A 26,437-nucleotide genomic window follows, 5' to 3' on the forward strand; every position below is an offset into this window, starting at 1 on the left:
AAATATGGAATGGATTCGTTTTTATAAAAATAAAAATGGTTTTTCTCAAATTATAGAAAAGAGAGAAAATGTGGTTTTGTATTCAAGTTTTAATGATTTTTATACATACAATTTTGATAATGAATCTGAAGCAATTATATATTTCAAAAACAAGGAAAAAGAACTTTTAAAAGAAGGTTTTAAAGTTGTTCAATTTAATGTTATTCAACTTCCTGAGCAATTAAACTCGTTTGAACATGCAATAGAATTTTACAATAAAATTTTAGAAGCAGAAGCAATTTTCTCTGTTTTTGATTTTTTAAAATTAATTGATAAAAGTATTAAATCACAATTTGTAAAAGAATTAAAATTATACAGAAAATTTCTCAATGAATTTAATGAAGAGCGAGGACTTTGGGGTAAAAGAGGAACGGATTTTCAAATAGATATTGTTGCTATGTCAGCAATGGCATTAATGAGTAAAACCGATGTAAAATCTTGGACTGAAGTTTATTCGCTACTAAAAAATGTTAAGTTAAGTTTTGTTGAAAATATTATAATTCATTTTAAACCAAATTGGTTAAATGATTTTATTCTCGAACAAACACTTAAATCGGAATGGAGAAGAATCAGCTATCAGCAACTACTTTATCTTGAAGAAAAAAAATACATTAATTACAATCAAGAACTTTTTGCATTATGTCTTTCAAATATAGAATTTTGGGGTTATAGTAAAGTAATCGAGGCAAATTTTCTCTTTGAAAATAAATTGTCTTACCAAAGAGATATTCCTCTGTTGTTTGATTATCCATCTAATATAAACAATTATTCAACTCAATATATTCAAGGTGAAAAGCAAGAAAAAGCATGGATTTCTATCATAGAATTGTTGGTTGCTCAAGGAAAAATTGATCGAAACTTTGTGATAGAAAAATGTATAGATATTCAAGCTAAAAATTGGAATAATGGACAATTAGGATTTTTCAGAACATTGTTAGAAAACCTGAAGCCAACGAATCAAGAATTGATTTCATTTCAAAATCAGTTGTTTTTATTACTTCCAATATCCAATAAAATTGTTTTTAATTTTGCTGTAAAAACCATAAAAAAAATTGCTTTTGACGACGCATTTAATAAGTCTGAGTTTTTAGAATGGACATCAAGCATTTTAAGTAATTTTGATGCTAAAACGAGCATAATTTCTATTCTTCAAATTTTTGAAAAATATGCCAAACTTGATTCCAGTTTGATACCAATAATTCTTCAAAAAACCACAGAAGTTTTTATACTAAACGATTATGAAGTACAACAAAGAGCATCTAATTTAATTGTAAAATATGCTAATAAAGAAGATGTTGAACTAATTGAGAATTTATCTATCTACAAGAGCCAAATGATAGGTTCGATAGCTAAAGATTTGTCTTTTTTGATTGGAGAAAGCGATGTAGAATTCGAAGATTTTCAAATGGATGATCCTAATTTTCATGATGAAAAAGCAGCATTTGAATTTGAAAAAATTTCTGTTTTTGAGAATTGGGATGATATTTTTTACGCTATCGGAAACGCAATAAATTCAAATAATCCAATTGATTTTGAATTGGTTTTAAATGCTTTTTTAACTCAAAAAGACTTGTTTCCATCTGATTTTTCTGAAAAATTGATAATATATAATAAGTCGGCAAGCGAAAATTATAAAGGAAAAGCAGCTCGATATGATTTGACAGTTTTGATTAATTTAATTCTGAATAATGGAGTAAGTAAAGTTAATTTTTCAGACGATGATGAATCCAATAAACTGCTCTTAATTAGAAAGCATTTGATAGAATATATTTTGAACCTTTATAATTCTAAAAAGAATGTTTCGATGTTATCTATGCCAACGCATTATCCTTGTTTTATTGAGGCAAATACTTTGTTGGAACGATTGATAAATTATGAAATAAAGAATGTAAAAATCAACCATTATGATTTGATGATTGCTATCAATAGAATGATTAGAAAATTTGATTCAGAATCGTTAGTATTGATTAATAAACTATCAGAAAAATATAAAAATATTTTTGAAATAGTATCCGAACAAAATGATGAAGTAGCTTTAGAAAAAGCAAATAATCTCTTGTCTCAAAATAAATCTCAAGGGAAAAGAAATGTATTTCAAAAAGCTGTTAGTTTTGTTGCACAACAACACAAAAAACTCGATAAAGTTTCAGAAAACATTCTGTTAAATCACTTTGAAATAACAGATAAGTCATTCTACGATTGCGCAATAATGGTTTCACGTTTGCGCCTTCCTTTTCATAATTTTGATGCTTTGCAAAACTCAATTTACAAAGATATTCCTTTTGCATTTTCAGATTGCAAGGCTAATTTGTCAAATGAATCAGTTGTTTACACTTATCTAGATTATGATAGAACAACCAAGTATGAAGAGAAAATAGAGTTAGTTTCCAATTTTAAAACAACTAACGAAAAAACTTATTTTTATTATTCATACAACATCAAAAACCCAAAAACGAAATATACTGATTATTGGGAATATGCCTATAATTATTCAGAAGGTTTAAGTGTTTATGACATCAAGACTTATTTTGGATTGATGCCTTTTTACACCGAACCAATTTTTGCAGCATTATATAAAGATGAGTACAGAAGAGCTAGTTTTTTTTCAGAAATAACTTCTTCTGAAGTATTGAAAAAGATGCTTCAACCTTATTTTAAAATAGGTTATTTTTCCAATTGGTTCTTAGTCTGTTCACAATTGGCAGACAAGAAAGAGATACGCTTACTTTCTTCAGAAGTTGTCCTGCATCTTATTGAAAATAAGCAATTAGATTGGGAAGAGTTTACTCTAAGAATTATTGAATTGCACCAATCAAAATATGCTACCATTCAACGTTATATAGAGAATTTATCAATGTTAAAAAATGTGAGTTCTTTGCATAATAATTTTTTAATATTTACAATTGAAAAACTTTTAATAGCCTTTACAAAAGAAGAAAAAGCGCCAACAAATACCAAGAAGTTAGTTGAAACTTTATATGATTTAAAAGTGAAATCTAATGAGTCTTTATCAGAAGAATTGAAAGCATCTCTTGAAAAGTGGAAACATAACGCAACATTAAAAAAACTAATTGACAACCTTTTAAAATTATAATTCTATGAACAATTTTAGTGAAGTAGAAATAAGTAATCATGCATTTTCGTCTTTAATAAGAAATGAAAAAGACATTGATTTGAGTTTGTCGCATCATGCAGAAATTCAGGAGATAAGTTCCATTCCATGTTTCTTTTGGGGAAGAATAAAAGAGCCTTTTTTGGTTGCAAAATGTTTAACTACAATTTCAAAAACGGTGCGCTCTAGATTTGCATTAACTGCTCAAGAATTGGCCGCATTAAGAGATCCAATTGTAACATCAGGAAATGAGCAAATTCGATTTGAAGGATTTTCTTCTTGTAATGGTGTTTATGCGCGTTTAGATTTAATGCCCAATCATGTTGATGGTGAATTCATCGCGAGCGGCACTACCAATGTAGATTTTAATGAACCGATGATTAACGCATTATCTTCTGTTAAAAAAGAAGAAAATATGATTTTATCAGTCGGAAGTAAAGAAGTAACGATAAGTACCGATAAAGGGAAAAATATTGAAAAAAAAGTAGCTTTGCCCAATCGTTGGATAAAAGGATTGACAAGTGTTCAACATTATTTGTCTGAAATGAATTTGGTTTTTGAACTCAATAAAATCAATGCAATTCAGTTATTTCAGTCATTTCCAAAGTCAATTAAAAGTGACTTATTTATAGTGAAAAGAGCTAATAAATACATGTTTTCAACTTTAGAAAGTGAGGCATCCGTAAGAATTGGTTCTGCACATAGATTGCGATTAATTGATAATTTGCTTCCTTTTATTGACAGTATGTTTATTTATCAAAGTGAAGATAAACAAGCAAGCACTTTTGTTCTAATGTTATCAAATTTGAGATTTACAATTACTTTTTCTGCCGATGCTTATCGCGGTTTTTCGGGAGAAGGAAAGGCTTTAGAACATTTAATTACGGATATTCCATTGGATTGGGTAATGAGTTTAAATAATCAATTAGAACCCAACAAATTATTTCAACCTTCAATGATGGCAATAGAAAATGATATTTCTTTTACTTCATCAGATGCTTTAATTGCAAATCTATCAAGTATGGGAATGTTAGGTTTTGATTTAATAGAAAATCAACATTTTTACAGACGTTTACCATTTAAAATGCAACGAATTTTATCTCTAAATCCAAGATTAAAAAACGCACAAAAATTACTTCAAGATGAAGATGTTAAGATTATTAATCAATCACCAAGTAAAGTAGAAGCAAATGTAAAAGGTAGTGACGGAATTCCACATACAGTTGTTGTTGATGATAACAAATCAAGATGTACATGTAAATGGTATTTGGATCATCAAAATGAAAGAGGAAATTGCAAACACATTTTAGCGGTTAAAATTTTAGTAAATTAGTTTAGAATTGCAATTAAATCCACTAATGTCATCCATCTTACATTTCAATTATTTTGACGGCATTATCTTTGCTAAATAAATTAAAAAAAATACCCATGAAAAAGTTCCTTTTTATTTTGTTGGCAATTTCAGGATTTAGTTTTGCACAAATTGCAGAGAAAGCAGAAGATATTTCACCATTATTAATTGGAGAAAAAATTCCGAAACAAGATTTGATTTCTGTTGATAATAAAGCGATTTCGACTAGTGACATTTTTAACAAAAAAACAGTTTTGATTATCTATCGTGGTGGTTGGTGTCCATATTGTAATTCGCAATTAATGGAAATGCAAGAAATTGAAAATCAAATTATTGCATTAGGTTATCAAATAGTTGCAATCAGTCCAGATTCTCCAAAATTTTTAAAAGAAACTACCAAAGAAGACAAATTAAACTACCAATTATTTTCAGATAGTGATGGAAAATTTTCTGAGGCTTTGGGTATAGCTTTTAAAAGAGACAAACCTAAATTAGATAAATATTCAGAAGGAAAAAATCCAGGTTTTCTGCCTGTTCCAGCAGTATATATTTTGGATGAAAATAGAGAAATTGAGTTTTTATTCATCAATCCAAATTATGCAAAACGATTGAAAGGTGAAATGTTGCTTGCTGTTTTAAAGTCACTTGAAAATTAAATGCATCAATTCTTTCAATAAAAAAATAGTTAAAAGTAATGTAAGTTACAATTCAGAAGTAAAATGTTTCTTTATCTTTGTACTTCAAAATTAATAAACTAAATATAAAAAAATATGGCATTAGCAATAACAGATGCTACTTTTGATGAAGTAGTATTAAAATCAGACAAACCAGTAGTAGTAGATTTTTGGGCAGCTTGGTGTGGACCATGTAGAATGGTTGGACCAGTTATTGATGAGGTTTCTGCAGAATACGAAGGTAAAGCTGTAGTAGGAAAAGTAGATGTAGACGCCAATCAAGAATTTGCTGCAAAATACGGAGTTAGAAACATTCCAACGGTTTTAATTTTTCAAAATGGAGAAGTTGTTGGTCGCCAAGTAGGCGTTGCTCCAAAGAAAACTTATACAGATGCAATAGACGCATTACTATAATAAATTAATAATAATTGTTTTGAAACCCTTTGAAAAGAAATTTTTGAAGGGTTTTTTAATTGTTAAAATTAGAATAATTCAAATTTTTCAATTTATCTTTGAACTATGAGGATAGAAGAACAAAAGGAAATAATATCAGGTTTCAAACATCTAGAATTACTTGCTAATCAAGTAGTCGAAGGATTTATTTCAGGGATGCACAAGTCACCATTTCATGGGTTTTCTGCTGAGTTTGCTGAACACAAAATTTACAATTCAGGAGAAAGCACCAAACATATTGATTGGAAACTTTTTGCTAAAACGGATAGACTATACACTAAACGTTTTGAAGAAGAAACCAATCTTCGTTGTCATTTAATTATTGATAATTCGTCTTCGATGCATTTTCCAAAATTGAAAAATGATCAACCTTTTTATGAAAGTAAAATTGGTTTTTCGGTTCTAGCTTCGGCAGTTTTGATGAATTTATTAAAAAAGCAACGAGATGCCGTTGGATTAAGTGTTTTTTCAGACAAATACGAATATTATGCGCCTGAAAAAGGAAGTGATAGACATCATAGAATGTTGTTAAATCAATTAGAAAATTTGCTTGAAAATTCTAAGACTCCTAAGAACACTGACACTATTACTTATCTCCATTTAATAGCCGAAAAGATGCACCGTCGTTCTATGATTGTGCTTTTCACCGATATGTTTCAAGACGGAAATCAAGAGCAGCTTTTTAATGCACTACAGCATCTAAAACACAACAAACACAAAGTAGTAGTTTTTCATGTAATTGATGAGAAAACGGAACTAAATTTCAATTTTGACAACACGCCAAGGAAGTTTATTGACTTAGAGTCGGGTGAAATTATCAATTTATATGCTGAAAATATTAAAGAAGAGTATGAAAAAAACGTCTCAGAGTACTTCAAAAAGTTGTCATTAACCTGTGCGCAGAATAAAATTAAGTATGTTCCAGTAAATGTGGGAGCAAATTTTGAAAAAATTCTTACTACATACTTGGTTGAAAAACAAAACTTTGGTTGATTTCATTGAAATTAATTGAAAAAAAATTTAAAAAATAGTTGCAGAAATAAAAAACGTATGTATATTTGCAACCGCAATAAAGCGATGGTTTGGTAGTTCAGTTGGTTAGAATACATGCCTGTCACGCATGGGGTCGCGGGTTCGAGTCCCGTCCAGACCGCTAAATTGGGAAAAGCACTTCAGAAATGAAGTGCTTTTTTGCCCAAAAAGCATATGAAATGAATTCAAGAACAATTGTTAAAGTTCTTAAGGTCATTTAAAATTAGTTGTGTTGTTTCGCTACGACTTTGTAACTCGTAGCATGGTTTAGTAGTTAGACCAATGAAAAGCTTTCCACTTTTGTGGATGGCTTTTTTGTTTTTAAATCAATAAACAGTTTAGTTGTCTTGTCTTTTTGGTTTTGTAGTTATTCCAAATATTAATTTAATTATCTATCTTAGTGATTTAAAAAATTGTTTTATAAAGCTTTAAATAGAATAATAATTTTTCAACAGAATTTCTAAAAGGACTATTGTAAAGTATATTTACATATGCTATTTTTTTATATAAGCTGAAATTTAAAATGTAAATTCTTAAATTTAATGTAGTACTTAAAAGGTAAAATTAACTTATAGAGATAAAATAAACTGCTAAATAGTTGTAAATTAAAACATAGGTCAAAACATGAAAAAATTGGTTCTAATACTTTCATTATTCTTTTTTTGTTATTCTGCAGCACAGGTAACATTACGAATTACTTCTGTTCCCAATAGCACGCCATCAAATGCAACCATTTATTTGGCAGGCACAATCAATAACTGGAATGCGATGAGTGCATCACACATTATGCAACCCGATGGTTTGGGCGCAAGGACTATAGTAATTCCTGAAGGAGTAGGCACTGTTGAATTTAAATTTACTAGAGGCAGTTGGGCAACAGTGGAAGGAAATGCCTCAGGCGGATTTTTGCCAAATAGAACTTTTACCTTTACTGGAAGTCCTCAAGTAATAAATCTTAACGTTCAATCTTGGGAAGATATTTCTGGCTCTGGATCAAACAGCACTGCTTCAAGTAATGTGCAAATTCTCAATCCAAGTTTTTTTATGCCACAGTTAAATAGAAATAGAAAAATATGGATTTATCTTCCGCCAGATTATTACACAACGACAAAAACGTATCCAGTAATCTACATGCAAGACGGTCAAAATTTATTTGATAATTTAACGTCTTTTTCTGGAGAATGGCAAATTGATGAAACGCTAAATTCGTTGCATGCGCAAGGAAATTATGGCGCTATCGTAGTAGGAATAGATAATGGCGGTGCCGAGAGGTTAAACGAATATTCGCCTTGGAATAATGCGCAGTACGGCGGCGGTCAAGGCGATTTATATATGCAATTTGTAGGCGAAACGCTAAAACCCTATATTGATTCAAATTTTAGAACAAAACCGCAACCACAGTTTAATGCCTTATTAGGAAGCTCTATGGGTGCATTTATTGCTACTTATGGTGGCGTTAAATATCCAAACTTATTTTCTAAAATCGGAATATTTAGTCCGGCTTATTGGTTTTCTTTATCTAACATGGGTTCGTATATTTCGTCTACTACAAATAATCTAGAAAATCTACGATTGTACTTTGTTGCAGGCCAAAACGAATCTACTACAATGGTTCCCAATATCAATACAATTCAATCTAATTTTTCTAGTAAGGGCGTGAGTTCTTCAAATATATTTAGCAAGTTTGATAGTTACGGAACCCATACAGAAGCCTATTGGCGAGGCGAATTTGCAGCAGCTTATCTTTGGTTGTTTCAAAATGAAAACCTTCAAAACGAAAGTTTTACTTCAAACCAAGTACAAATTTTTCAAAACAACAATAGTGAGCTTATGGTTAGTGGTTTAGATGAAGAAACTGAATTTGCTATCTATTCGCTTCTAGGACAAAAAATTGCAACCATAAAGTTAAGAAATGGTCAAAATGCTATTGATGCACAGTACCAAAAAGGAATTTATTTTTTAATATCACAAAATACTACTAAGTTACACAGCACCAAGTTATATTTTAACAAATAATTTTAAAAATAGTTTTTTACAGCTACAAAAAGAAATAAAATTAGAAAGGATAAACAAACCATAAATTTCATAAAAGTAGATACTAAAAAGCCAATAAAGGCTCCTGTAGCTGCTTTTAGAGCTCCTTTTTTATCGTCAAAGTTGTATATTAATTCTCCTATAAATGCACCAACAAACAATCCAATAATAAAACCTATTGGCGGAAAAAATAATCCAATGATTAATCCAATATTCGTTCCCCAAACACCATATTTAGTTCCTCCAAACTTTTGAGTTCCTTTTGATGGAATAACATAATCTAAAACAGAAATAATTATGGTTAACACAAGTGTTATTCCAAGAACCCAATAATTATTTTCTACAAAGGTTGTTAAGTATAGTAACAAAAGGCCAACCCAGCTTATAGGAGGTCCTGGTAAAGCAGGAAGAAAGCTTCCTAATAAGCCAAGAATACAACATAGTAACCCAAGAACAACTAATATAATATCCATTGAAATAAATTTTTAGTATTTTTGAAAACGAATATGAGAAAAATAATTCAAATAGCGGTATTTTTTAGTCTAATTTTTTGTACCACAAGTCAATCTTTTGGACAACAGACAGCATCTGTTGATCCTGATATTGCAATAAAAGAAACACTTTATAACAAGTATAAAAAAGAAGTACTTTCTTTTGATAAAAAAGATTTTGACACTTTGTTTTTTGAGTTTTTTCAGAAACAATCTGACAGTAAAATTACTTTGACAAAAGAAGAATATTATACTTATACCATTAAAATTGCTATTTATTCAGAAAAATTAGGACTTTTGTACAAAGACCAAAAAGAAGAATCTGATAAAGCAAAGCAAGAATGGTTCAATAAAAGCTATGCAGAGTATTTAAAATCCAAACCATAATCTTTTGAAAAAAATTGTTCCTTATATCTTGTTAATTTCTTTAGTTTCTTGTCAATATTTTGAGAAGCAAGTGCCTTCTGAACAAGAATTGTTGGAAAAAGAAATGAAGGAAATCAATTGGAAAGAAGTTGATGAGTATCCATCTGTTGCAGATTGTGAAGCAATCTCAGATGAAACACTACGTAAACAATGTTTTTTTGAGTTTTTAGCGAGTACTATTCAACAAAAGCTAAGTGTAGATACCTTATCTATTTTGTATCCAGAATTAGACACTATAGAGGTTAGGGTTACGGTTAATCCTGATGCGTCAATGCAATTTGAGCCACAATTTCCAAAAGATACTGTCGCTTATGATACCATTAAAATTGATAGTATTCTAAGAGTGAAATTAGTTGATTTTCCAAAAGTAAATCCAGCCATAAAACGTGGTATTCCTGTAAAAACCCAATTTGTTTTACCAGTTATAATCAAAACTGAAAAATAATTATTTGGAAAAATTTCTTCCTTTCCAAGTAAAACCTCCAACAAGCGAATAAAGTCCAACAAAACTCGAGAAGAAAGGATAAACCAAACTACTTGCAATTGGGAATATAAACTTATTTTTTCTCAAATATTGATTCGATTTCAAAAGCAATAAATAATCCACAAAATATTTAACTGAAAAGACAATTAGTAAAGTTTTCCAGTTAAGAGAATTTGTAATCAATAAATACAAACCAACAATCAAACTCAAGTTCATTGCCAGTACAACAACAGCTAAACTTTTAGAATAATATCCAGAATATCCAGTTGTTTTACTTGCCCATCGAACACGTTGCATAAACAATTTGTACAAATCATTTTCCGGTTTTGTTTTTACAATGGTATCTGTATTTTTTAGATAATGCACTTTATCAGCATGATTTTTCAATGCTTTTTGTAATAGAAAAACATCGTCACCACTTGCCATTTTGTTGTTTCCACCAAAACCACCAATTTCATTAAAAAGTTTTTTAGTGTAAGCAAAGTTCGCTCCGTTACACATAAATGGTTTTCCAATGCCAAAACTTCCAATCGTAGTTCCTTGTAAACTCAATAAATCTAGTTGCTGAAACTGATGAAACCAGTTGTTTTTAGTTTTATAAACCACAGCACCAACAACCATTTCGGCGTTATTTTTCTGAATAAAATTATCTAAAGTCAATAGCCAGTTTTTATTTACCGTACAATCGGCATCAGTTGTTACAACCCATTCATGTTTCAAAATCGGAATCGCTCTAGAAATCGCATCTTTTTTTGGTGAATTGGATAAACGTAAATTTTCTAAAAGCGTTGTTTCAATCAATCCATTTTCCATACGCCATTTGATGTAAACACGTTCCGAAGCATCGGTAGAAAAATCATCTATGAGAATAATTTCAAATAAATCCTTTGGATAATTTAGCTTAGAAATTGATTTTAAAAGTTTCGGTAAATTCTTTTCTTCATTCCTAAAAGGAACAATTATCGAGAATTTAGTAACAGGTTTTTCATCCGTTCTTAAAAATGATTTTACTTTATCAAAACCAAAGATGAGTTGCAAAATAAACACAACATAAATTATCAAAACAACGAATAATACTATTTCAATCATAAGTGACTATTTTACACGAATTTACACAAATTAAAAGATTTCACGAAATATAAATCTTAATGAACTTAACTTCCTTAATGGTTTAAAACGTTGCTTTTTGGTGGCAAAACCTTAAAAATCATAACATAATAACTACCAAATACTACTGGCAAAACCACATTTAAAAACCACATCAGCATCGTAACAAAAACCACAATCCATTCGTTAACGCCAAGCAATCCAAAGAAATAAATCGCCAAACTTCCTTTTAAAGCAAAGTCCAAAAACTGAAAACTCGGAACAACTGAAGCTAAAAAATAGACAGTTGTAATAGTTGCCATTAAAGTTGAATAAGTCAAATCGACATCAAATGCCAAAAACAAAAAATAGTATTGATGCGAAAAAACCAAGTAACGACAAAATCCTAAAATCAAGTTCTTACGATGAATTTTTTTTGGAATTTCATTGATTTTTTCAATTAAATCTTCAATAGAATAGCCTTTAATTTTGATTTTTTTCGTGAAATAAGAAAATAGAAAGATGGCAATTGTAAAAGCGATTATTCCGAAACTCCAAAGCCAATAGCCTAAAATCATCATGCCCAGAATACCAAAAATTCCTGTAGCAACAATTTGAACTCCATTGCAAATTAAGTTCAGAAAAATAATTTTTTTAGTATCTTTTTTGTCATAATACAATGCTTTACCGGCATATTCACCAACGCCAACCGGAGTGAAAACACCAAAAGTTAGAGCGGCAAGAACTTGTTTCGTAGCTTCATTTACAGAAATAGGTTTTACAACTTGTGCCAAATTTTGCCATTTCAGAATTTCAAAAAAACGATTTAAGAAACTAAAAAGTAAGATAAATGATATTCCAGCAAACGATTGATTTTTATGAAATAAAACCAAAAATTTATCCCATTCCAATTTGTCATTGGAAGCCAATTGGTTGTAAATAAAATAAAATGCACCAACAACAATCAAAAGTTTGACTGAAAAAACCAAGAATTGTTTAGCTTTGTGAGGAATTGTAATCATTGATGCAAAGTAAAGGAAAACCCTTTTCGTTTCCTAACTGGTTTTGGAAACTCATTACAAAAAACTTTGTGACTTAGCGTCTTAGTGGCAAAATATGGCAAACGAAAGAATAATTTTAGGAATCGACCCAGGAACAACCATCATGGGTTTCGGATTGATAAAAGTAGTCAACAAGAAAATGGAATTTCTGCAGTTGAATGAGTTGATATTGAGTAAATACGACGATCATTATACCAAACTAAAAGTCATTTTTGAAAGAACCATCGAGTTAATAGAAACGCATCATCCCGACGAGATTGCCATTGAAGCACCATTTTTTGGAAAAAACGTTCAATCCATGTTAAAACTTGGAAGAGCTCAAGGCGTTGCTATGGCTGCAGGATTATCACGTCAAATACCAATTACAGAATACGAACCCAAAAAGATAAAAATGGCAATAACCGGAAACGGAAACGCAAGTAAAGAACAAGTTGCCAAAATGCTTCAACAACTTCTAGGGTTAAAAGAATTACCAAAAAACTTAGATTCAACCGATGGATTAGCCGCAGCCGTTTGTCATTTTTTCAACTCTGGAAAAGTGGTTGGCGAAAAAAGTTATTCAGGTTGGGATGCTTTTGTGAAAAATAATGAATCTCGAGTTAAAAAATAGTTTTCAGTCTCAGTTTTCAGTCTCAGTACTGCAAACTGCGACTGCGACTGAACACTAAAAAAATGTCCGGAATCTATATACACATCCCTTTTTGCAAGCAAGCGTGTCACTACTGCGACTTTCATTTTTCGACTTCATTGAAGAAAAAGGACGAGATGGTTTTGGCATTAGTGAAAGAAATTGAAATGCGTAAAAGTGAGTTTCAAGACGAAGTTATAGAAACCATTTATTTTGGAGGTGGAACTCCGAGTATTTTAGAAATTTCTGATTTGAAATTGTTAATTGACAAGGTTTATTCTAATTATAAAGTCGTCGAAAATCCTGAAATTACAGTCGAAGCCAATCCAGATGATTTGTCTAAAGAACGAATAATAGAATTGTCAAATAACAAAATAAATCGTTTATCCATAGGAATTCAATCGTTTTTTGAAGACGATTTGAAAATGATGAATCGCGCTCATAATTCTGCGGAAGCTAAAGAATGTCTCGAATTTGCAACTCAATATTTCGATAATATTTCGGTTGATTTAATTTACGGAATTCCTAATATGAGTAACGAAAAATGGCTTCAGAATATCGAAACTGCTTTGTCATTTAATATTCCACATATTTCCAGTTATGCTTTGACGGTTGAACCAAAAACTGCTTTGCATACTTTTATCCAAAAGGGAATAATTCCACAGCCAGATGACGAAGTGGCTCAAGAACATTTTCAGATTTTGGTCGATAAACTATCTGAAAATGATTTTATTCACTACGAATTATCCAATTTCGGAAAAGAAAATTATTTTTCTAAAAACAATTCGAGTTATTGGTTGGGCAAAAAATACATCGGAATTGGACCTTCGGCACACAGTTACGACGGAGAAAAACGTAGTTGGAATGTGTCAAATAATACTTTGTATTTGAAATCCATTCAAGAAAATAAACTACCATTAGAAACCGAAATATTATCCAAAACTGATAGATATAACGAATATATTATGACAGGTTTGCGAACTATTTGGGGAATTTCTTTAGACCGAATTGAAACCGAATTTGGAAAAACATATCTAGATTATCTCAACCAACAAGCAGCGAAATATATTGAAGATCATTTACTTTTTGTAGATGAAAACATTTTACGAACTACCAAAAAAGGTAAATTTTTAAGTGACGGAATTGCTTCCGACTTATTTTTATTAAATTTGGAGTAAAAGTAACGCAGAAAAATCCGTTAAATCCGCGTTTGAAAATCCGTTAAATCCGCGTTCCATTATGATTGCATTCATTGACAATAAATATAAAATCGACTTATCAAAACCAATTGATATTTCCATTCCATTATCCAATACTGATAAAAACCCAATTGCGTGGTACATTGAAAAACCCGAAATTGAACCAGTAAAATTTGGCGATTGGATAGGAAAAGTTTCCGAAGGAAGTTCGACCAATTTCAATAATATTTTCTTCAATCCACACGGTCACGGAACGCACACCGAATGTCTCGGACACATTACGCGAGATTTTTATTCGATAAATCAATGTTTGAAACAGTTTTTCTTCAAAGCTGAATTAATTTCGATTACACCAGAAGATATAAATAGTGATTTGGTAATTACAAAAAATCAGATTAAAAAAGCTTTACAGAAAGATTCAACAGATGCTGAAACAAGTTCAGCATTAATAATCAGAACATTATCAAATTCAGAATCGAAAAAGCATAAAAATTATTCCAAAACCAATCCGCCATATTTAGCAGAAGAAGCAGCAATTTACATCCGAGAAATCGGAATTCAACATTTATTAATCGATTTGCCAAGTGTGGATAGAGAAGAAGACGAAGGAAAATTATTGGCGCATAAAGCATTTTGGAATGTAAAAAATGTAAATAATTTAAACGACGATGCACGATTGAATTGCACAATTACAGAAATGATTTTTGTAGAAGATACTATTCAAGACGGAAATTATATACTAAATCTACAAATTGCTTCGTTTGAAAATGATGCTTCGCCATCAAAACCTATTTTGTATAAAATATGATTTCAGTTTCAACAGACAAATCCAAACTCGACATTCCGTTTATTCAAAACTTTTTGAAAGACGTTTATTGGGCTGCAGGAAGAACAATGGAAGATGTTCAAACTACTATTGATAGTTCGTTTTGCTTTGGAATTTACTTAGACGAAAAGCAAATAGGCTTTTGCCGCGTAATCACTGATTATGTAGTTTTTGCTTATGTAATGGATGTTTTTATAATTGATGAACATCGCGGAAAAGGCTATTCATCAATTTTAGTAAACGCAATGATGACTGAACCCAAATTGCAAGAAGTTAAAATTTGGAGATTGGCAACATCAGACGCCCATTTTTTATATGAGAAATTCGGATTCAATTCATTAGCTCATCCTGAAAAAATGATGGAAAAAATTAAATAGTATTCAGTTTTCAGTCTCAGTAATCAGAACTGTGACTGAAAACTGTGACTGAAAACTAAAAAATATGAACATTCAACAACTCTACGAATTCTGTTTGTCCAAAAAAGGTGTAACCGAACATTTTCCTTTTGATGAAGATACTTTGGTGTTTAAAGTTGGCGGAAAGATGTTTTGTCTTACTTCTTTAAAAGAATGGGAAAAAGCAACGCCTTCTCTTAATTTAAAATGTGATCCAGAAAAGGCTTTAGAACTTCGAGCCGAATATGAAGCTATAAATCCGGGTTATCACATGAGTAAAATTCATTGGAATACTATCGATTTTAATAGTGATGTTTCCAATAAAATGATGTGCGAACTAATAAATCATTCTTACGATTTGGTGTTTGCTAGTTTGACAAAAAAAATTCAGAATGAAATTCAAAATTTAGAATAATTTTTACTATTTTGTTCAAAATCATCTAATAATGATAGTTCTAAAAAGCAATTAAAGCTTTTATGTAACTTTTCAATATCTGTTTCAATTTCATATTCAAATATAAATTTAGGGATATTGCCTACAAGATAAAATAAACTACCGAAGCTATTTATACTTTTAATTTTTCCTAAAATACTATAATATAAAATGTTTTGAATATTACTTTTTATTTCATCTTTTGAATAGATTTTGTATATTTCTAAATCTGAAAAAGCAGAGTAATTTCCATCAGTAAATCCTGAAATTTCTTTAATGTTAATGTTTTTCTTTTTTATAAAATTTATATCTTTTGATGTAAGGATTCCTTGATTATATCTTTTAATACTATTGCTTCTATATTTTGATTCATTTCTTTCTTCATATTCAACTACTAAATTTGGATGCTCTTGTTTAAGTTTTTTTAATAGTTTGTGAGTTTTAGAAATACTAATTGACAACCTAAAAAATACTAATTTTTCAATTACTTTCTGCCATTTATTAGTTTTGAAAATATTTTCTATCTCTCTAAAACCTACTTTTCCAGAATAACTACTTTGTTTGATTGTTTGATTTAAAGCAAAATTAAAAATATTTTCAGGCATTTTATTAATATGTTCTATTGTCAAATGAAACCAAGAAACTTCAATTTCATAAATATCAAGTTTGTTAATAACATCAAATATTGTTTTTGGAGAATGAATGTTTATGTAATCTGTAAACAAGTTTCTAATTCCTTTTTCAGATTTTTTTTGAGTATTTATTATCAACTTACATGAATCCTCTTCTGATATTAGTTTTTTTTCTTCGAATACCTTTAATGCTTCACAAATATTAATAACTGTATAATCTTTTCTTTCATAATACATGGTCCAAAATAAGCCAATACTTGATAAATCTATCTTTCGTTTTTCAAATAATGATAAACGCATATAATTTAAGATTTTCGGCAACATATCAAATGAACCAATATTTTTGTTTTTATTTATATAATCTTTTAGATTAAGTAATTGATAATCGTTTGGATTTTTTCCTTTACCTAAAGCTAAAATCGTTTTTTTAGAATTATTTAAGATAAAGCGAGGAAAGGGATTATTTATATTGTAATCTATTAAAAGATTACTTAACAATTCTATACCTCTATTTTCATTAACATCGACATACTCTATTATTGCATTTTGAAAATTGAATAATTCTTTTATACTGGTTTTGTGAATGTATAAATTAACCAATATGTCCGAAATGAATTCATGTGAATTGTATTGAACATTTCTATTAATAAAATCATTTATATGTTTTGTGTATTCTAATGGTTTCTGTTGTTTAATAATGTAATTATTTTCTTCGTATATATCATTCTTTAATGTTTTATAAAAATAATCTGTAGAATAGTTATTATCACTTGTCAAATTATATAGCAAAGTAATATCTTCATTTTCTAAATAATAAAACATAGCAAACAAATATTCAGAACTTGTAATGTCTTCAACATCAAAACCATTAAATTTTAAACATTTAACATAAGTATAGAAAAAATGATTAAAAGTTGACACTTGGTCTCTATAAATAATATTTGTTATCAATGATAAATCATAATATTGATTTACATTTAGTTCAAATGGTTCCAATTCGTTTAAAGATTCTCTAATTTGAATATAAAAAGCTCTAATTGCTTCAAAGTCAATACAATTTTTTATTAGATTTTTGAAAATATTTATGTTAGAATATTTTTTTATAATTTCTAATTTCATATCTCTGTTAAGATAAAAAAATGAAAATCTTGACAAGAATCTTTTTTCTTCATTCATTATAGAATTATATACAACTTCATTAACCTTACAAATAGAATTGTCAATTTCTTGTTTTCGTAAATATGTATTAAAACTATCGTGAAACAATGAAATTCGGTTAAGCTTTATGTCAAATAGATATGGAGATATTCTAACCAAATCATTCACATATCCTGACAATTCTTTTCCTAAAAACAGTTCTATTTCAGATTTCATAAAAAAAGAACGTGAAGAGATAAAAAGAGAAAGTGCTCTTTTTAATTCAACACTTTTTATTATTTGATTATAATAATCGTCAATGTTTGACAGATTATTTAAATCAGGTAGTATTTTATATTTTTTATAATGTTCTGCAATGAATCTAACTAAAATTGGATAACCATTTGTTTTATTGAAAATTTCTTCATTAGTTTTATAATCTGTTATATGATATAATTCATTTAAAACTTTTTTTGTTTGCTTTTTGTTCCAATTGTTTAAAATCTGTTTTTTCCATTTAATCTGTTTCTTTAATGGTCTTGATAAAACAATGATTTTACATTTCTTTTTTAAAATATCAATAAATGAAATGAATTTTTCAAGCTCTTCGGTTTTATAATTTTCGACATGATCTAATCCATCAATTACTACAAGTCTATTATCATTAAAAATCTTTTGAATAATTTCTTTTTCTGTTCTTGGTTTAAAATCTTGGAATAATTCTTTAGTAATATTTGAAATAAAATTTTTAAAAATTAAGCGGTCGTTAAAGTCTTTATCTTGATTAGAAACCCAAAATCTATAAACTAAATGATGAATTTGTTTTTTAGTTAAACTATTTACAAAATGACTTTTTCCAACACCAGGTTTTCCTTCAATAAATAATATATTTTCAACTTTTAAAATTTTTCTAGCTACATCAATTGTTGATTCTGACAATTGAATATTGTAAATATCAATAGAAGGTAGATCTTCTCTTTTAATAATAAATTCACGTTTGTCAAGTTTTTGTTCAAAAAAATGATGTATAATAGATTCTCTTTTTGGGTTTGATAAATATAAATTATAAACTAGATGATTTGATTCCTCTCTTGATAACGAAATGATGTAAAGTTTTTCCGTTTTGAATGCAGGTATTCCAAGAATTTCGGAATTGTTACTAACATCTATAGACTTAAAAAAAAGTATGTTTTCAAATTCAGAAAGTTTGTGTTTTTTGTTTTTTATATAAACACAATTGGTTTCAATTTTCAAATCGTTTAATTTAACATCATCAAAATCTTTCATTTGACAGTAAACTTCAAGATTTTTATAAATTAAAGTACAGTCTTCAAAATTATTTTCAACATCAGCTTCACTTTCAATTTTTGCAATCTCACGTTCTGCATCCATTTTGGCTAATAGTAATGCAGTTATACTTTTTTGATATGTATATCCAGCTAATGCGTTTTTTGATGGCTTCATAATTATTATAATAATGAATCGTAAAAATATGAAATTGAAATAGTAAAATTTAAAAATTAGGCATTACTTTTGTGAGACAATTAGAATAAAATTCAAAACAACTATCATGATTGATAATTTAAAGAAAATATTAAACGAAGACCAAGATCCAAAAGCTATTGAGAAAATTACTTCTAAATTGAGTAATTTATTAATGTCTAATGAAGAAATTGGATACATTGCTGTACAAAAAAAACCAGCAGTTACCATTTTGCCAGATAGTATTGTGGTTACCAATAAAAGAATAATTCTTTGCAAACCAAAAAATCTTGGTTTATCAATGGAATTTGTAGATTATGATTGGGATGATATTGCAGGAAGTTTTGTAAAAGAAGGAATTCTTGGAGCCGATTTTACTTTCAATACCAAATCAGATTTGACACATACGGTTGATTATTTGCCAAAAAATCAAGCACGAAAATTATATACTTATGCTAAAGAACAATTGGATTTATTAAAAAATCCAGTTTCAGCTCCAACTTCAAGTTCAGTGATTGAAGAAGTTACTCCAGTTTATGATGAAGTGATTGAAGAAGTAGAAGAAGTAGAAGAAGTAGCAACTGAAGAAGTTACTAATTTTGCCGAAATTATTCCAGTAGAGCAATCAGGTTACAGAGATGAAAAACAATTTCCGGATGAAAAATTAAATGCAGAAAGTGGTTTGGCAAGTTTAACGCAAGATCAATTATTTGAAAAACTTCAGAACTACAAGAAATTGTTAGATAATGGTTTAATTCTGCAAGGAGAATACGATAAATTGAAAAATGAAATTTTAAGTTATTTGTAAATTTCAAAGTAAAAATTCATATGACCGATTGAAATAAAATTCAGTCGGTTTTTTTTATGTCCTTATGTAACATTTGTGACTTTTTAATTGGTTAAAGTGAAGTAATTTTATACTGTTAAAATCAAAAAATCATGACAACAACAGTAGTAATAGGAGGAAGTTTTGCAGGTATGACCGCAGCACTCGAAATCAAGAGAAAAGGTAAAAACGAACACAAAGTAATATTGATTGATAAATCACCACTTTTTTTATTCATTCCATCTTTAATTTGGATTCCTTTTGGAAGAAGAGACATGAAAGATATATCTTTTAAAAAAGAAGGAATTCTAACTAAGAAAGGTGTTGATTTTGTACACGCAGAAGCTTTAACAGTAAATCCTACAACTCAAATTGTAACTACCGATAAAGGCGATTTTAAATATGATAATTTAGTAATTGCGACCGGTCCAAAAGTGAAATATGATGTTGCGCCAGGTGTAGAAGAATATACTCATTATATTGGAACTCCAAACGGAGCCATGAAAGCCAGAAAAGCTTTAGAAGAGTTTAAGAAAAATCCTGGTCCAATTGTGATAGGTGCTACTCAAAATGCAGGTTGTATGGGCGCAGCTTATGAGTTTTTATTCAATATAGAAAAATGGCTTCGTGAACAAAATATTCGTAAAAAAGTAGATTTATATTGGATTACTCCAGAAGATTATTTAGGACATTTCGGAATTGACGGAATGCCAATGGGAGAAAGTATGCTGAAAGCATTTATGAAAATGTTTAACATTCACTACAGAACTCAAGTTGGTGTGAAAGAAGTTAAAGAAGACAAAATAATTCTATCTTCTGATGAAGAATTACCATTCAAATTTTCAATGTTAATGCCACCATTCATCGGAGTTGATTTTGTGACTAATTCACCAGATTTGCATGCTACACCAACAGGTTATATCAATGTTGGTGATGATTACAGACATGTAGATTATCCTAATATTTGGGCTGCAGGAATTGCTGTAAATGTAGTTTTACCATTTACACCAGGAAAAATTCCGTTTGCTTCACCAAAAACAGGTTATCCATCAGATGAAACCGGAAAAATTGTTGCCGAAAACATCATAAGAGTTTCACAAGGAAAAACCGATTTGAAGAAAAAAGCTTGGGGAAAAATTATGGGACTTTGTATTATGGATTGTGGTAAAAAAGAAGTTATTATTTTCTCAGACCATTTGTTCAAACCACGAAATTTTGCCATTATGATTCCAAACGTGATTTATGATTTTAACAAAGTTATTTTGGAGAAATATTTCATGTGGAAAAGTAGAAATGGGTATTCTTATTTGCCATAATTTTAACCACTAAGTTTTTAAAAATTGAAACCCGATAAATTAACTTTATCGGGTTTCCTTTTGTGTCTTTTGTGGTTAAGAAAATTACATTGACTTCTTCTGTTTTTCAACAAATCCATCAGCTTGTAATTTCAATAATTCCAAAGCTCCTTTTTTCTTATAATTGTATAGTTCTTTGTCGTCTTTAATATCGGCATAGACTTTATCGTAAATTTCAGCATCAGTTTTTCGTTGCAAATCACTTTGATAACGATTTTGTGCTAGTACATTTTTAATTCCCATTTCGGCATCTTCTTGCTTAAAATCGTATTCGCCTTTTGGAGAAAGTAATTTTGCAATAATTGGCGAAGTTTCAATTGCTAGAAACAACAACATTATAAAAAACGATGGCAACCACGGCAATTTATTCAAAGCATTAATTCGAGCCATCAATCCATCAAAACCATCAATAATTGGTTGTGATTCAGTAACTTTTTTGTCTAAATCAGCTTGTAGCGTTTTGGCTTTGGCTTCTTTTTCTTTGATTTTTACAGCATTTACAGCTTTCATAGAATCCAATTGTTTCAAAGCCATGTCGTGTTTTTGACGTTTTTCTTTATAAACAGGACCTTTTCCTAATTTTTTTGTTCCTGCAGTTCCTTCAGCTTCAGTAATGAAAACCGAGTATAAATCGTTTACTTCTTTTTCTTTTTTAGTAATATCACTTTTCAAGCTATCGATTTCGGCTTTGTTTTTATCAACATCACTTTGAAAATAATTGCTCACTTGTTTTTTGTTAGCCATTGCCATTTCGTTTTTCTCTTTCAACAAAACGGTTTCAATTTCTTTCTGAAAAATTTTGATTTCCAATGGTTTCGAAATTACAATGGCAATAATAATCGCCAAAGCTATTCGTGGTGTTGCCTGAATAAATTCGTCTAAAAAATTATCACGTTTTTTAATTGTCGAAACGATAAATCTATCTAGATTAAAGATTAAAAATCCCCAAACTAATCCAAATAAAACTGCGGTATAGACATTGTCAAAAACCGTAAAAAGTGCATAACTACTAGCTATAAAAGCCATAATTGCAGTGAAGAAAACTGTGGCTCCAATTCCAGCATATTTGTTTTGTTCGCCGTTGGAACAACCGTTCACAATGTCAGTATCGACACCAGAACAAAGAATAAAAAAACGTTTTAACATGATTGATTGATTTTATGATGATTGATGATATACAAATTTAACGCCAAAAATTTTATAATGTTGTAAAATGATGAAAATTAGTTTGGTTATCCGCTGATTCACAAATTGTTTTAAAAGAAAAATCCGCTTGATTAGAGCGGATTAGTTTAGACGATTTTTTTAATTAAATTACTTTACTTCAGAAATAAAATCTACAATATGTTTTGCAATTTCGGTTTGTCCTTTTTCACTTGCAATAAAATTTCTATCATTTTCATTTGAAATAAAACCAAGTTCAACCACCATTGAAGGACAGATAGAATTTTTCAAAATCCAAAAAGGAGCTGTTTTTAAACCTCTATTTTTTAGTTGTGTTTTAGATAATTTTGAAGAAAGTTTTTCGGCAAACTCTTTATTTTTATCTAGAAAATCGGTTTTATCACTTATATAAACTTCAAATCCGCTTGAATTGGTATTTTTATTGTTATTTATGTGGAGTGATATAACTAGATCAGGTTTTATGTTATTAATTAAATTTGTTCTTTCGTTTAAAGCTATAAATTCATCATTAGTTCTAGTGAAATGAATTTCTACATCTGAATCAGAATGCATTTCTTTAATTTTTTTTGCTATTTCTGAAGTTAAATTTTTCTCATTCAAATTATCTATTGTCGCCCCAAAATCATGACCGCCATGACCAGCATCAATTACAATAACTTTCTTTTCTTTTTTCTCATTCAAGTACAAATTGTATCCTTCTTTTTCTTTTGTATACCAGACTGCTGTGTCTACTTCCTTTTTTGGACTAAGTATTTTATCAACTTTTTTCCAATCTTTTTTTGCTTCAGAAATGACCATTTTTAAAGTATCATTGCTAAAATGCAAATGACTGTTTTTTAAATTTTCATCAAAATACTTTTTTGTGTATAATGTATATTGATATTCTTGAGGAAAACGTTTAGTTCTAGCATTTTTATGAACAAAACTATAGGTGTAGTAACTGAAATCTGTTCGTTTGTATTTTTTGATTTCTTCTTTATAAGTTACTTTACCATTAATCCAAACAGCCATATTTTTGGTTTTCATTTTTTCAAATAATGGTTCAGGGACTTCCTTTTCAATAATCATGTCTGGAACCCAACTTAAATAATTTCTTTTCTCTTCAAGAGATAGGTCTTCATACATTTTATTAATGGAATGATTTGTCCTTAAATCTTTCAATATAATTCTAACATTTGAATAATAACTATCTCTGATTTTATCTTTATCAGTTATTTCAGATATTTTTTCTCCTGAATTTGTATTTATTATTTTTTCTTGCGCCACAACTTTAACACAGAAAAAGTAAACTAGTACAGCAAGGATTGGAACAACAGCTACTTTTTTTAGTAGAACTATTTTTTGCGATGTTCTTTTTGTCATCATAATTAATCGTTTTTTGGTTACTAAATAATTCAAATTACTGGCCAAGTAAATCGTTTGTTGTTCGCTGCTTTTTTGCAAAAGCAAGTTTTGGTAAAACGGAACATTGTTATAAGTTTTAACTATTTCTTCATCTGCAAGAAATTCGTGGTTGAGTTGAATAGCTTTTTTGTAGAAAATAAATAGCGGATTGAACCAAAAAATGGCTTTCAAAAACTCAATAAATAAGATATCCAATGTGTGTTTTTGAGTAACATGAACCAATTCATGAGAGTACAATTCGTCTTCAATATTTCTATTATTATAATCATTAAAATTGATAAATATCGAATTCAAAAAAGAATGAGGAAGTGTTTTTTCTTCAACTAGAACCAAGTTTGCATTTTTGTATTTTACAATTGGGTTGGATTTAGATTTTAAAATTAATTTCCAAATGTTTTTTCCAAATCGTATTAATAATAGCAAGCTAATTATACTATACAAACTCCACAATACGATTGCGATGAAATTGATTTTTTCTTCTATAGGTACATTATTTCCTTGAATTTCGTTTTCTGGAATTTCAGATGAAGTTATTACAGTATTCAAAGGTTCGATATTCTGAACAACAGGAACAATTTTGATAATTTCAAAAGTTAGAAATGGAATTACAAATGAAATTATAATTGTAAACAGAAGATAAAATCGATTGAACTGATGCATTTTTTCGCGTTCTAAAATTAAATGATAGAACCCAAGAAAAACGGTTAAACTGATGGTTGATTTTAATAGAAAGTCGATCATTTTTTCTTTTTTTGAAGTTCAACATCGATGATTTTTTTTAGTTCTTCCAATTCTTTTTCATTTAAATTGGTTTCTCTCGTAAAGAAGGAAGCAAACTGTGATGCTGAATCGTTAAAGAAGTTTTTGATTAATCCATTAACATGTTTGGAGAAATAATCTTCTTTTTTTACTAACGGATAATATTCTCTTGAATTTCCAAATTCGTTGTAAGCCACAAACTTTTTATCAATCATTCTTTTTAATAAAGTGGCAATAGTTGTTGTAGCTGGTTTTGGTTTAGGAAAAGCTTCTAGTAAATCTTTCATGAAAGCTTTTTCAAGTTTCCATAAATGTTCCATTAATTGTTCTTCGGAGTTCGATAGTTGCATTGCTCTACGTTTTTAGAATTAACTCTACAAATGTAGAATAAAATTTTACTTCTACAAGTGTAGAATGAAAATTTAACATTTTCGTATAAAAAAATCCGTTCACTCAATTAAGAATGAACGGATTTAAAATTTTGAGTTTGCGGTTGAATTATTTACTCATTTCCACAAAATACTTATAAAATAAAGGAATAGTTTCGATACCTTTTAAGTAATTGAAAATTCCGAAATGTTCGTTTGGTGAGTGAATGGCGTCAGAATCCAATCCGAATCCCATTAATATAGTTTTAGATTTTAATTCTTTTTCGAATAAAGCAACAATAGGAATACTTCCACCAGAACGCACAGGAATTGCAGGAACGCCAAAGGTTTCTGTATAAGCTTTGTTTGCAGCTTGGTAACCAATACTATCAATTGGTGTTACATAACCTTGTCCGCCATGATGAGGTGTAACTTTTACTTTTACTGATTTTGGTGCAATACTTGTAAAATGTTTTGAGAATAATTCTGTGATTTCTTCCCAATCCTGATTTGGAACCAATCGCATTGATATTTTTGCATAAGCTTTGCTTGCAATAACTGTTTTTGCGCCTTCGCCAGTGTATCCGCCCCAAATTCCGTTAACGTCTAATGTAGGACGAATCGAGTTTCTTTCATTCGTAACATAACCTGTTTCACCATAAACATCATCGATATCTAATGCTTTTTTGTAATTATCTAAACTAAAAGGTGCTTTTGCCATTTCAGCTCTTTCGGCAACAGAAAGTTCTTCTACTTTATCATAAAAACCTGGAATAGTAATGTGATTATTTTCGTCATGAAGCGACGCAATCATTTTAGTTAATACATTGATTGGATTTGCCACAGCACCGCCATAAAGTCCCGAATGTAAGTCACGATTTGGTCCGGTTACTTCAACTTCAACATAACTTAAACCACGCAATCCAGTTGTAATTGACGGTTGTTGGTTAGAAATCATTCCGGTATCAGAAATTAAAATGACATCATTAGCAAGTTTTTCTTGATTTTGAGTAACAAACCATGATAAACTTTTTGATCCAACTTCTTCTTCACCTTCAATCATGAATTTTACGTTGCAAGGCAAACAATTGTTTTGAATCATGTATTCAAATGCTTTCACATGCATATACATTTGTCCTTTATCGTCACAAGCGCCACGAGCGAAAATTGCACCTTCTGGATGAATTTCTGTAGTTTTAATAACAGGTTCAAATGGAGGAGAAGTCCATAATTCCATTGGATCTGGTGGTTGCACATCATAATGCCCATAAACCAAAACTGTTGGAAGATTTTTATCAATAATGTGTTCTCCAAAGACAATTGGATAACCTGGAGTTTCACAAATTTCCACATGATTACAACCTGCTTTTTCTAACGAAACTTTCACCGCATTTGCAGTATCAATCACATCTTGAGAGTAAGCTGTATCGGCACTTACAGAAGGAATTTTCAATAATTCGATTAATTCGTTTAGAAAACGCTCTTTGTTTTCTTGAACGTATTGTTTTATATTATTCATTTTTAATGGTTTATTTTGAAATTCAAAAGTACGAAAAAGAGTTTTA

The 26,437-nt window shown here is 29.4% G+C and carries 23 protein-coding genes and 1 tRNA gene; 16 read left to right on the forward strand and 8 right to left on the reverse strand.

The window, feature by feature from the left end:
* Positions 1 to 4: 4 nt before the first annotated feature.
* From ACYU7A_RS05485 to ACYU7A_RS05515, 7 genes are all read left to right on the forward strand, one after another.
* Positions 5 to 3,133 carry a DUF6493 family protein gene (locus ACYU7A_RS05485; protein WP_460574756.1) on the forward strand — a complete coding sequence of 1,043 codons (3,129 nt, stop codon included), beginning with the start codon at positions 5 to 7 and terminating at the stop codon, positions 3,131 to 3,133.
* A gap of 4 nt (positions 3,134 to 3,137) precedes the next feature.
* A complete protein-coding gene (locus ACYU7A_RS05490) occupies positions 3,138 to 4,484 on the forward strand; it encodes an SWIM zinc finger family protein (protein WP_460574757.1) in 1,347 nt (448 codons plus the stop codon).
* A 95-nt stretch (positions 4,485 to 4,579) separates the two neighbouring features.
* Positions 4,580 to 5,158: a peroxiredoxin family protein gene (locus tag ACYU7A_RS05495; protein WP_460574758.1), complete on the forward strand. Its 579-nt coding sequence runs from the start codon at positions 4,580 to 4,582 to the stop codon at positions 5,156 to 5,158.
* A gap of 114 nt (positions 5,159 to 5,272) precedes the next feature.
* Positions 5,273 to 5,590 carry a thioredoxin gene (gene trxA / locus ACYU7A_RS05500; protein ID WP_035128033.1) on the forward strand — a complete coding sequence of 106 codons (318 nt, stop codon included), beginning with the start codon at positions 5,273 to 5,275 and terminating at the stop codon, positions 5,588 to 5,590.
* A 105-nt stretch (positions 5,591 to 5,695) separates the two neighbouring features.
* Entirely contained in the window at positions 5,696 to 6,622 is a 927-nt protein-coding gene (locus ACYU7A_RS05505; RefSeq protein WP_460574760.1) for a DUF58 domain-containing protein, read from the forward strand.
* A gap of 86 nt (positions 6,623 to 6,708) precedes the next feature.
* Positions 6,709 to 6,782 (forward strand) — tRNA-Asp (locus tag ACYU7A_RS05510).
* 503 nt (positions 6,783 to 7,285) lie between these two features.
* Complete coding sequence (locus ACYU7A_RS05515; protein WP_460574762.1) at positions 7,286 to 8,677, forward strand: alpha/beta hydrolase-fold protein; 1,392 nt, start codon at positions 7,286 to 7,288, stop codon at positions 8,675 to 8,677.
* Positions 8,678 to 8,679: 2 nt separating this feature from the next.
* On the opposite strand, the gene ACYU7A_RS05520 is transcribed toward ACYU7A_RS05515, so the two are convergent.
* On the reverse strand, positions 8,680 to 9,168 hold the full coding sequence (locus ACYU7A_RS05520; protein ID WP_460574764.1) for a DUF456 domain-containing protein: 489 nt from the start codon (positions 9,166 to 9,168) through the stop codon (positions 8,680 to 8,682).
* Between the two features lie 33 nt (positions 9,169 to 9,201).
* Between ACYU7A_RS05520 and ACYU7A_RS05525 the strand changes: the two genes are divergently transcribed.
* Together ACYU7A_RS05525 and ACYU7A_RS05530 are read left to right on the forward strand one after the other, a co-directional pair.
* On the forward strand, positions 9,202 to 9,573 hold the full coding sequence (locus ACYU7A_RS05525; RefSeq protein WP_460574766.1) for a hypothetical protein: 372 nt from the start codon (positions 9,202 to 9,204) through the stop codon (positions 9,571 to 9,573).
* A 4-nt stretch (positions 9,574 to 9,577) separates the two neighbouring features.
* A complete protein-coding gene (locus ACYU7A_RS05530) occupies positions 9,578 to 10,057 on the forward strand; it encodes a hypothetical protein (protein ID WP_460574768.1) in 480 nt (159 codons plus the stop codon).
* Here the strand turns inward: ACYU7A_RS05530 and ACYU7A_RS05535 are convergent, their stop codons facing one another.
* Together ACYU7A_RS05535 and ACYU7A_RS05540 are read right to left on the reverse strand one after the other, a co-directional pair.
* Positions 10,058 to 11,185 carry a glycosyltransferase family 2 protein gene (locus tag ACYU7A_RS05535; protein WP_460574770.1) on the reverse strand — a complete coding sequence of 376 codons (1,128 nt, stop codon included), beginning with the start codon at positions 11,183 to 11,185 and terminating at the stop codon, positions 10,058 to 10,060.
* Between the two features lie 74 nt (positions 11,186 to 11,259).
* Positions 11,260 to 12,204 carry a hypothetical protein gene (locus tag ACYU7A_RS05540; RefSeq protein ID WP_460574772.1) on the reverse strand — a complete coding sequence of 315 codons (945 nt, stop codon included), beginning with the start codon at positions 12,202 to 12,204 and terminating at the stop codon, positions 11,260 to 11,262.
* Between the two features lie 94 nt (positions 12,205 to 12,298).
* Here ACYU7A_RS05540 and ruvC point away from each other — a divergent pair, with 94 nt between their 5' ends.
* The 5 genes from ruvC (at position 12,299) to ACYU7A_RS05565 (ending at position 15,706) form a co-directional block, all read left to right on the forward strand.
* Complete coding sequence (gene ruvC, locus ACYU7A_RS05545; protein ID WP_396192786.1) at positions 12,299 to 12,853, forward strand: crossover junction endodeoxyribonuclease RuvC; 555 nt, start codon at positions 12,299 to 12,301, stop codon at positions 12,851 to 12,853.
* 62 nt (positions 12,854 to 12,915) lie between these two features.
* Positions 12,916 to 14,049 carry a radical SAM family heme chaperone HemW gene (hemW, locus tag ACYU7A_RS05550; protein WP_460574775.1) on the forward strand — a complete coding sequence of 378 codons (1,134 nt, stop codon included), beginning with the start codon at positions 12,916 to 12,918 and terminating at the stop codon, positions 14,047 to 14,049.
* A 61-nt stretch (positions 14,050 to 14,110) separates the two neighbouring features.
* Complete coding sequence (locus tag ACYU7A_RS05555; RefSeq protein WP_460574777.1) at positions 14,111 to 14,878, forward strand: cyclase family protein; 768 nt, start codon at positions 14,111 to 14,113, stop codon at positions 14,876 to 14,878.
* Complete coding sequence (locus ACYU7A_RS05560) at positions 14,875 to 15,273, forward strand: GNAT family N-acetyltransferase (RefSeq protein ID WP_460574779.1); 399 nt, start codon at positions 14,875 to 14,877, stop codon at positions 15,271 to 15,273. Before ACYU7A_RS05555 ends, ACYU7A_RS05560 begins: the two co-directional genes overlap by 4 nt.
* A gap of 64 nt (positions 15,274 to 15,337) precedes the next feature.
* The gene (locus ACYU7A_RS05565) at positions 15,338 to 15,706 is read left to right on the forward strand and encodes an MmcQ/YjbR family DNA-binding protein (protein ID WP_460574781.1); all 369 of its coding nucleotides are present in this window, start codon (positions 15,338 to 15,340) and stop codon (positions 15,704 to 15,706) included.
* Here ACYU7A_RS05565 and ACYU7A_RS05570 read toward each other — a convergent pair.
* On the reverse strand, positions 15,691 to 18,957 hold the full coding sequence (locus ACYU7A_RS05570; RefSeq protein ID WP_460574783.1) for a hypothetical protein: 3,267 nt from the start codon (positions 18,955 to 18,957) through the stop codon (positions 15,691 to 15,693). The genes ACYU7A_RS05565 and ACYU7A_RS05570 overlap by 16 nt on opposite strands.
* Before the next feature lie 106 nt (positions 18,958 to 19,063).
* Here ACYU7A_RS05570 and ACYU7A_RS05575 point away from each other — a divergent pair, with 106 nt between their 5' ends.
* Both ACYU7A_RS05575 and ACYU7A_RS05580 read left to right on the forward strand, forming a co-directional pair.
* Entirely contained in the window at positions 19,064 to 19,783 is a 720-nt protein-coding gene (locus ACYU7A_RS05575) for a PH domain-containing protein (protein WP_460574785.1), read from the forward strand.
* Between the two features lie 131 nt (positions 19,784 to 19,914).
* Positions 19,915 to 21,117 carry an NAD(P)/FAD-dependent oxidoreductase gene (locus tag ACYU7A_RS05580; protein ID WP_460574787.1) on the forward strand — a complete coding sequence of 401 codons (1,203 nt, stop codon included), beginning with the start codon at positions 19,915 to 19,917 and terminating at the stop codon, positions 21,115 to 21,117.
* Positions 21,118 to 21,201: 84 nt separating this feature from the next.
* On the opposite strand, the gene ACYU7A_RS05585 is transcribed toward ACYU7A_RS05580, so the two are convergent.
* The 4 genes from ACYU7A_RS05585 to ACYU7A_RS05600 form a co-directional block, all read right to left on the reverse strand.
* The gene (locus tag ACYU7A_RS05585; RefSeq protein ID WP_460574789.1) at positions 21,202 to 22,302 is read right to left on the reverse strand and encodes a DUF4407 domain-containing protein; all 1,101 of its coding nucleotides are present in this window, start codon (positions 22,300 to 22,302) and stop codon (positions 21,202 to 21,204) included.
* A 168-nt stretch (positions 22,303 to 22,470) separates the two neighbouring features.
* Positions 22,471 to 24,486, reverse strand: coding sequence for an N-acetylmuramoyl-L-alanine amidase (locus ACYU7A_RS05590; RefSeq protein ID WP_460574791.1), 2,016 nt, complete (start codon positions 24,484 to 24,486; stop codon positions 22,471 to 22,473).
* Complete coding sequence (locus tag ACYU7A_RS05595; RefSeq protein ID WP_460574793.1) at positions 24,483 to 24,854, reverse strand: BlaI/MecI/CopY family transcriptional regulator; 372 nt, start codon at positions 24,852 to 24,854, stop codon at positions 24,483 to 24,485. The genes ACYU7A_RS05590 and ACYU7A_RS05595 overlap by 4 nt, the downstream gene beginning before the upstream one ends.
* 148 nt (positions 24,855 to 25,002) lie before the next feature.
* Positions 25,003 to 26,391 (reverse strand): dipeptidase, encoded by a 1,389-nt coding sequence (locus ACYU7A_RS05600; RefSeq protein ID WP_460574795.1) that lies wholly within the window; start codon positions 26,389 to 26,391, stop codon positions 25,003 to 25,005.
* Positions 26,392 to 26,437: the final 46 nt, after the last annotated feature.

The organism is Flavobacterium koreense (assembly GCF_054776075.1).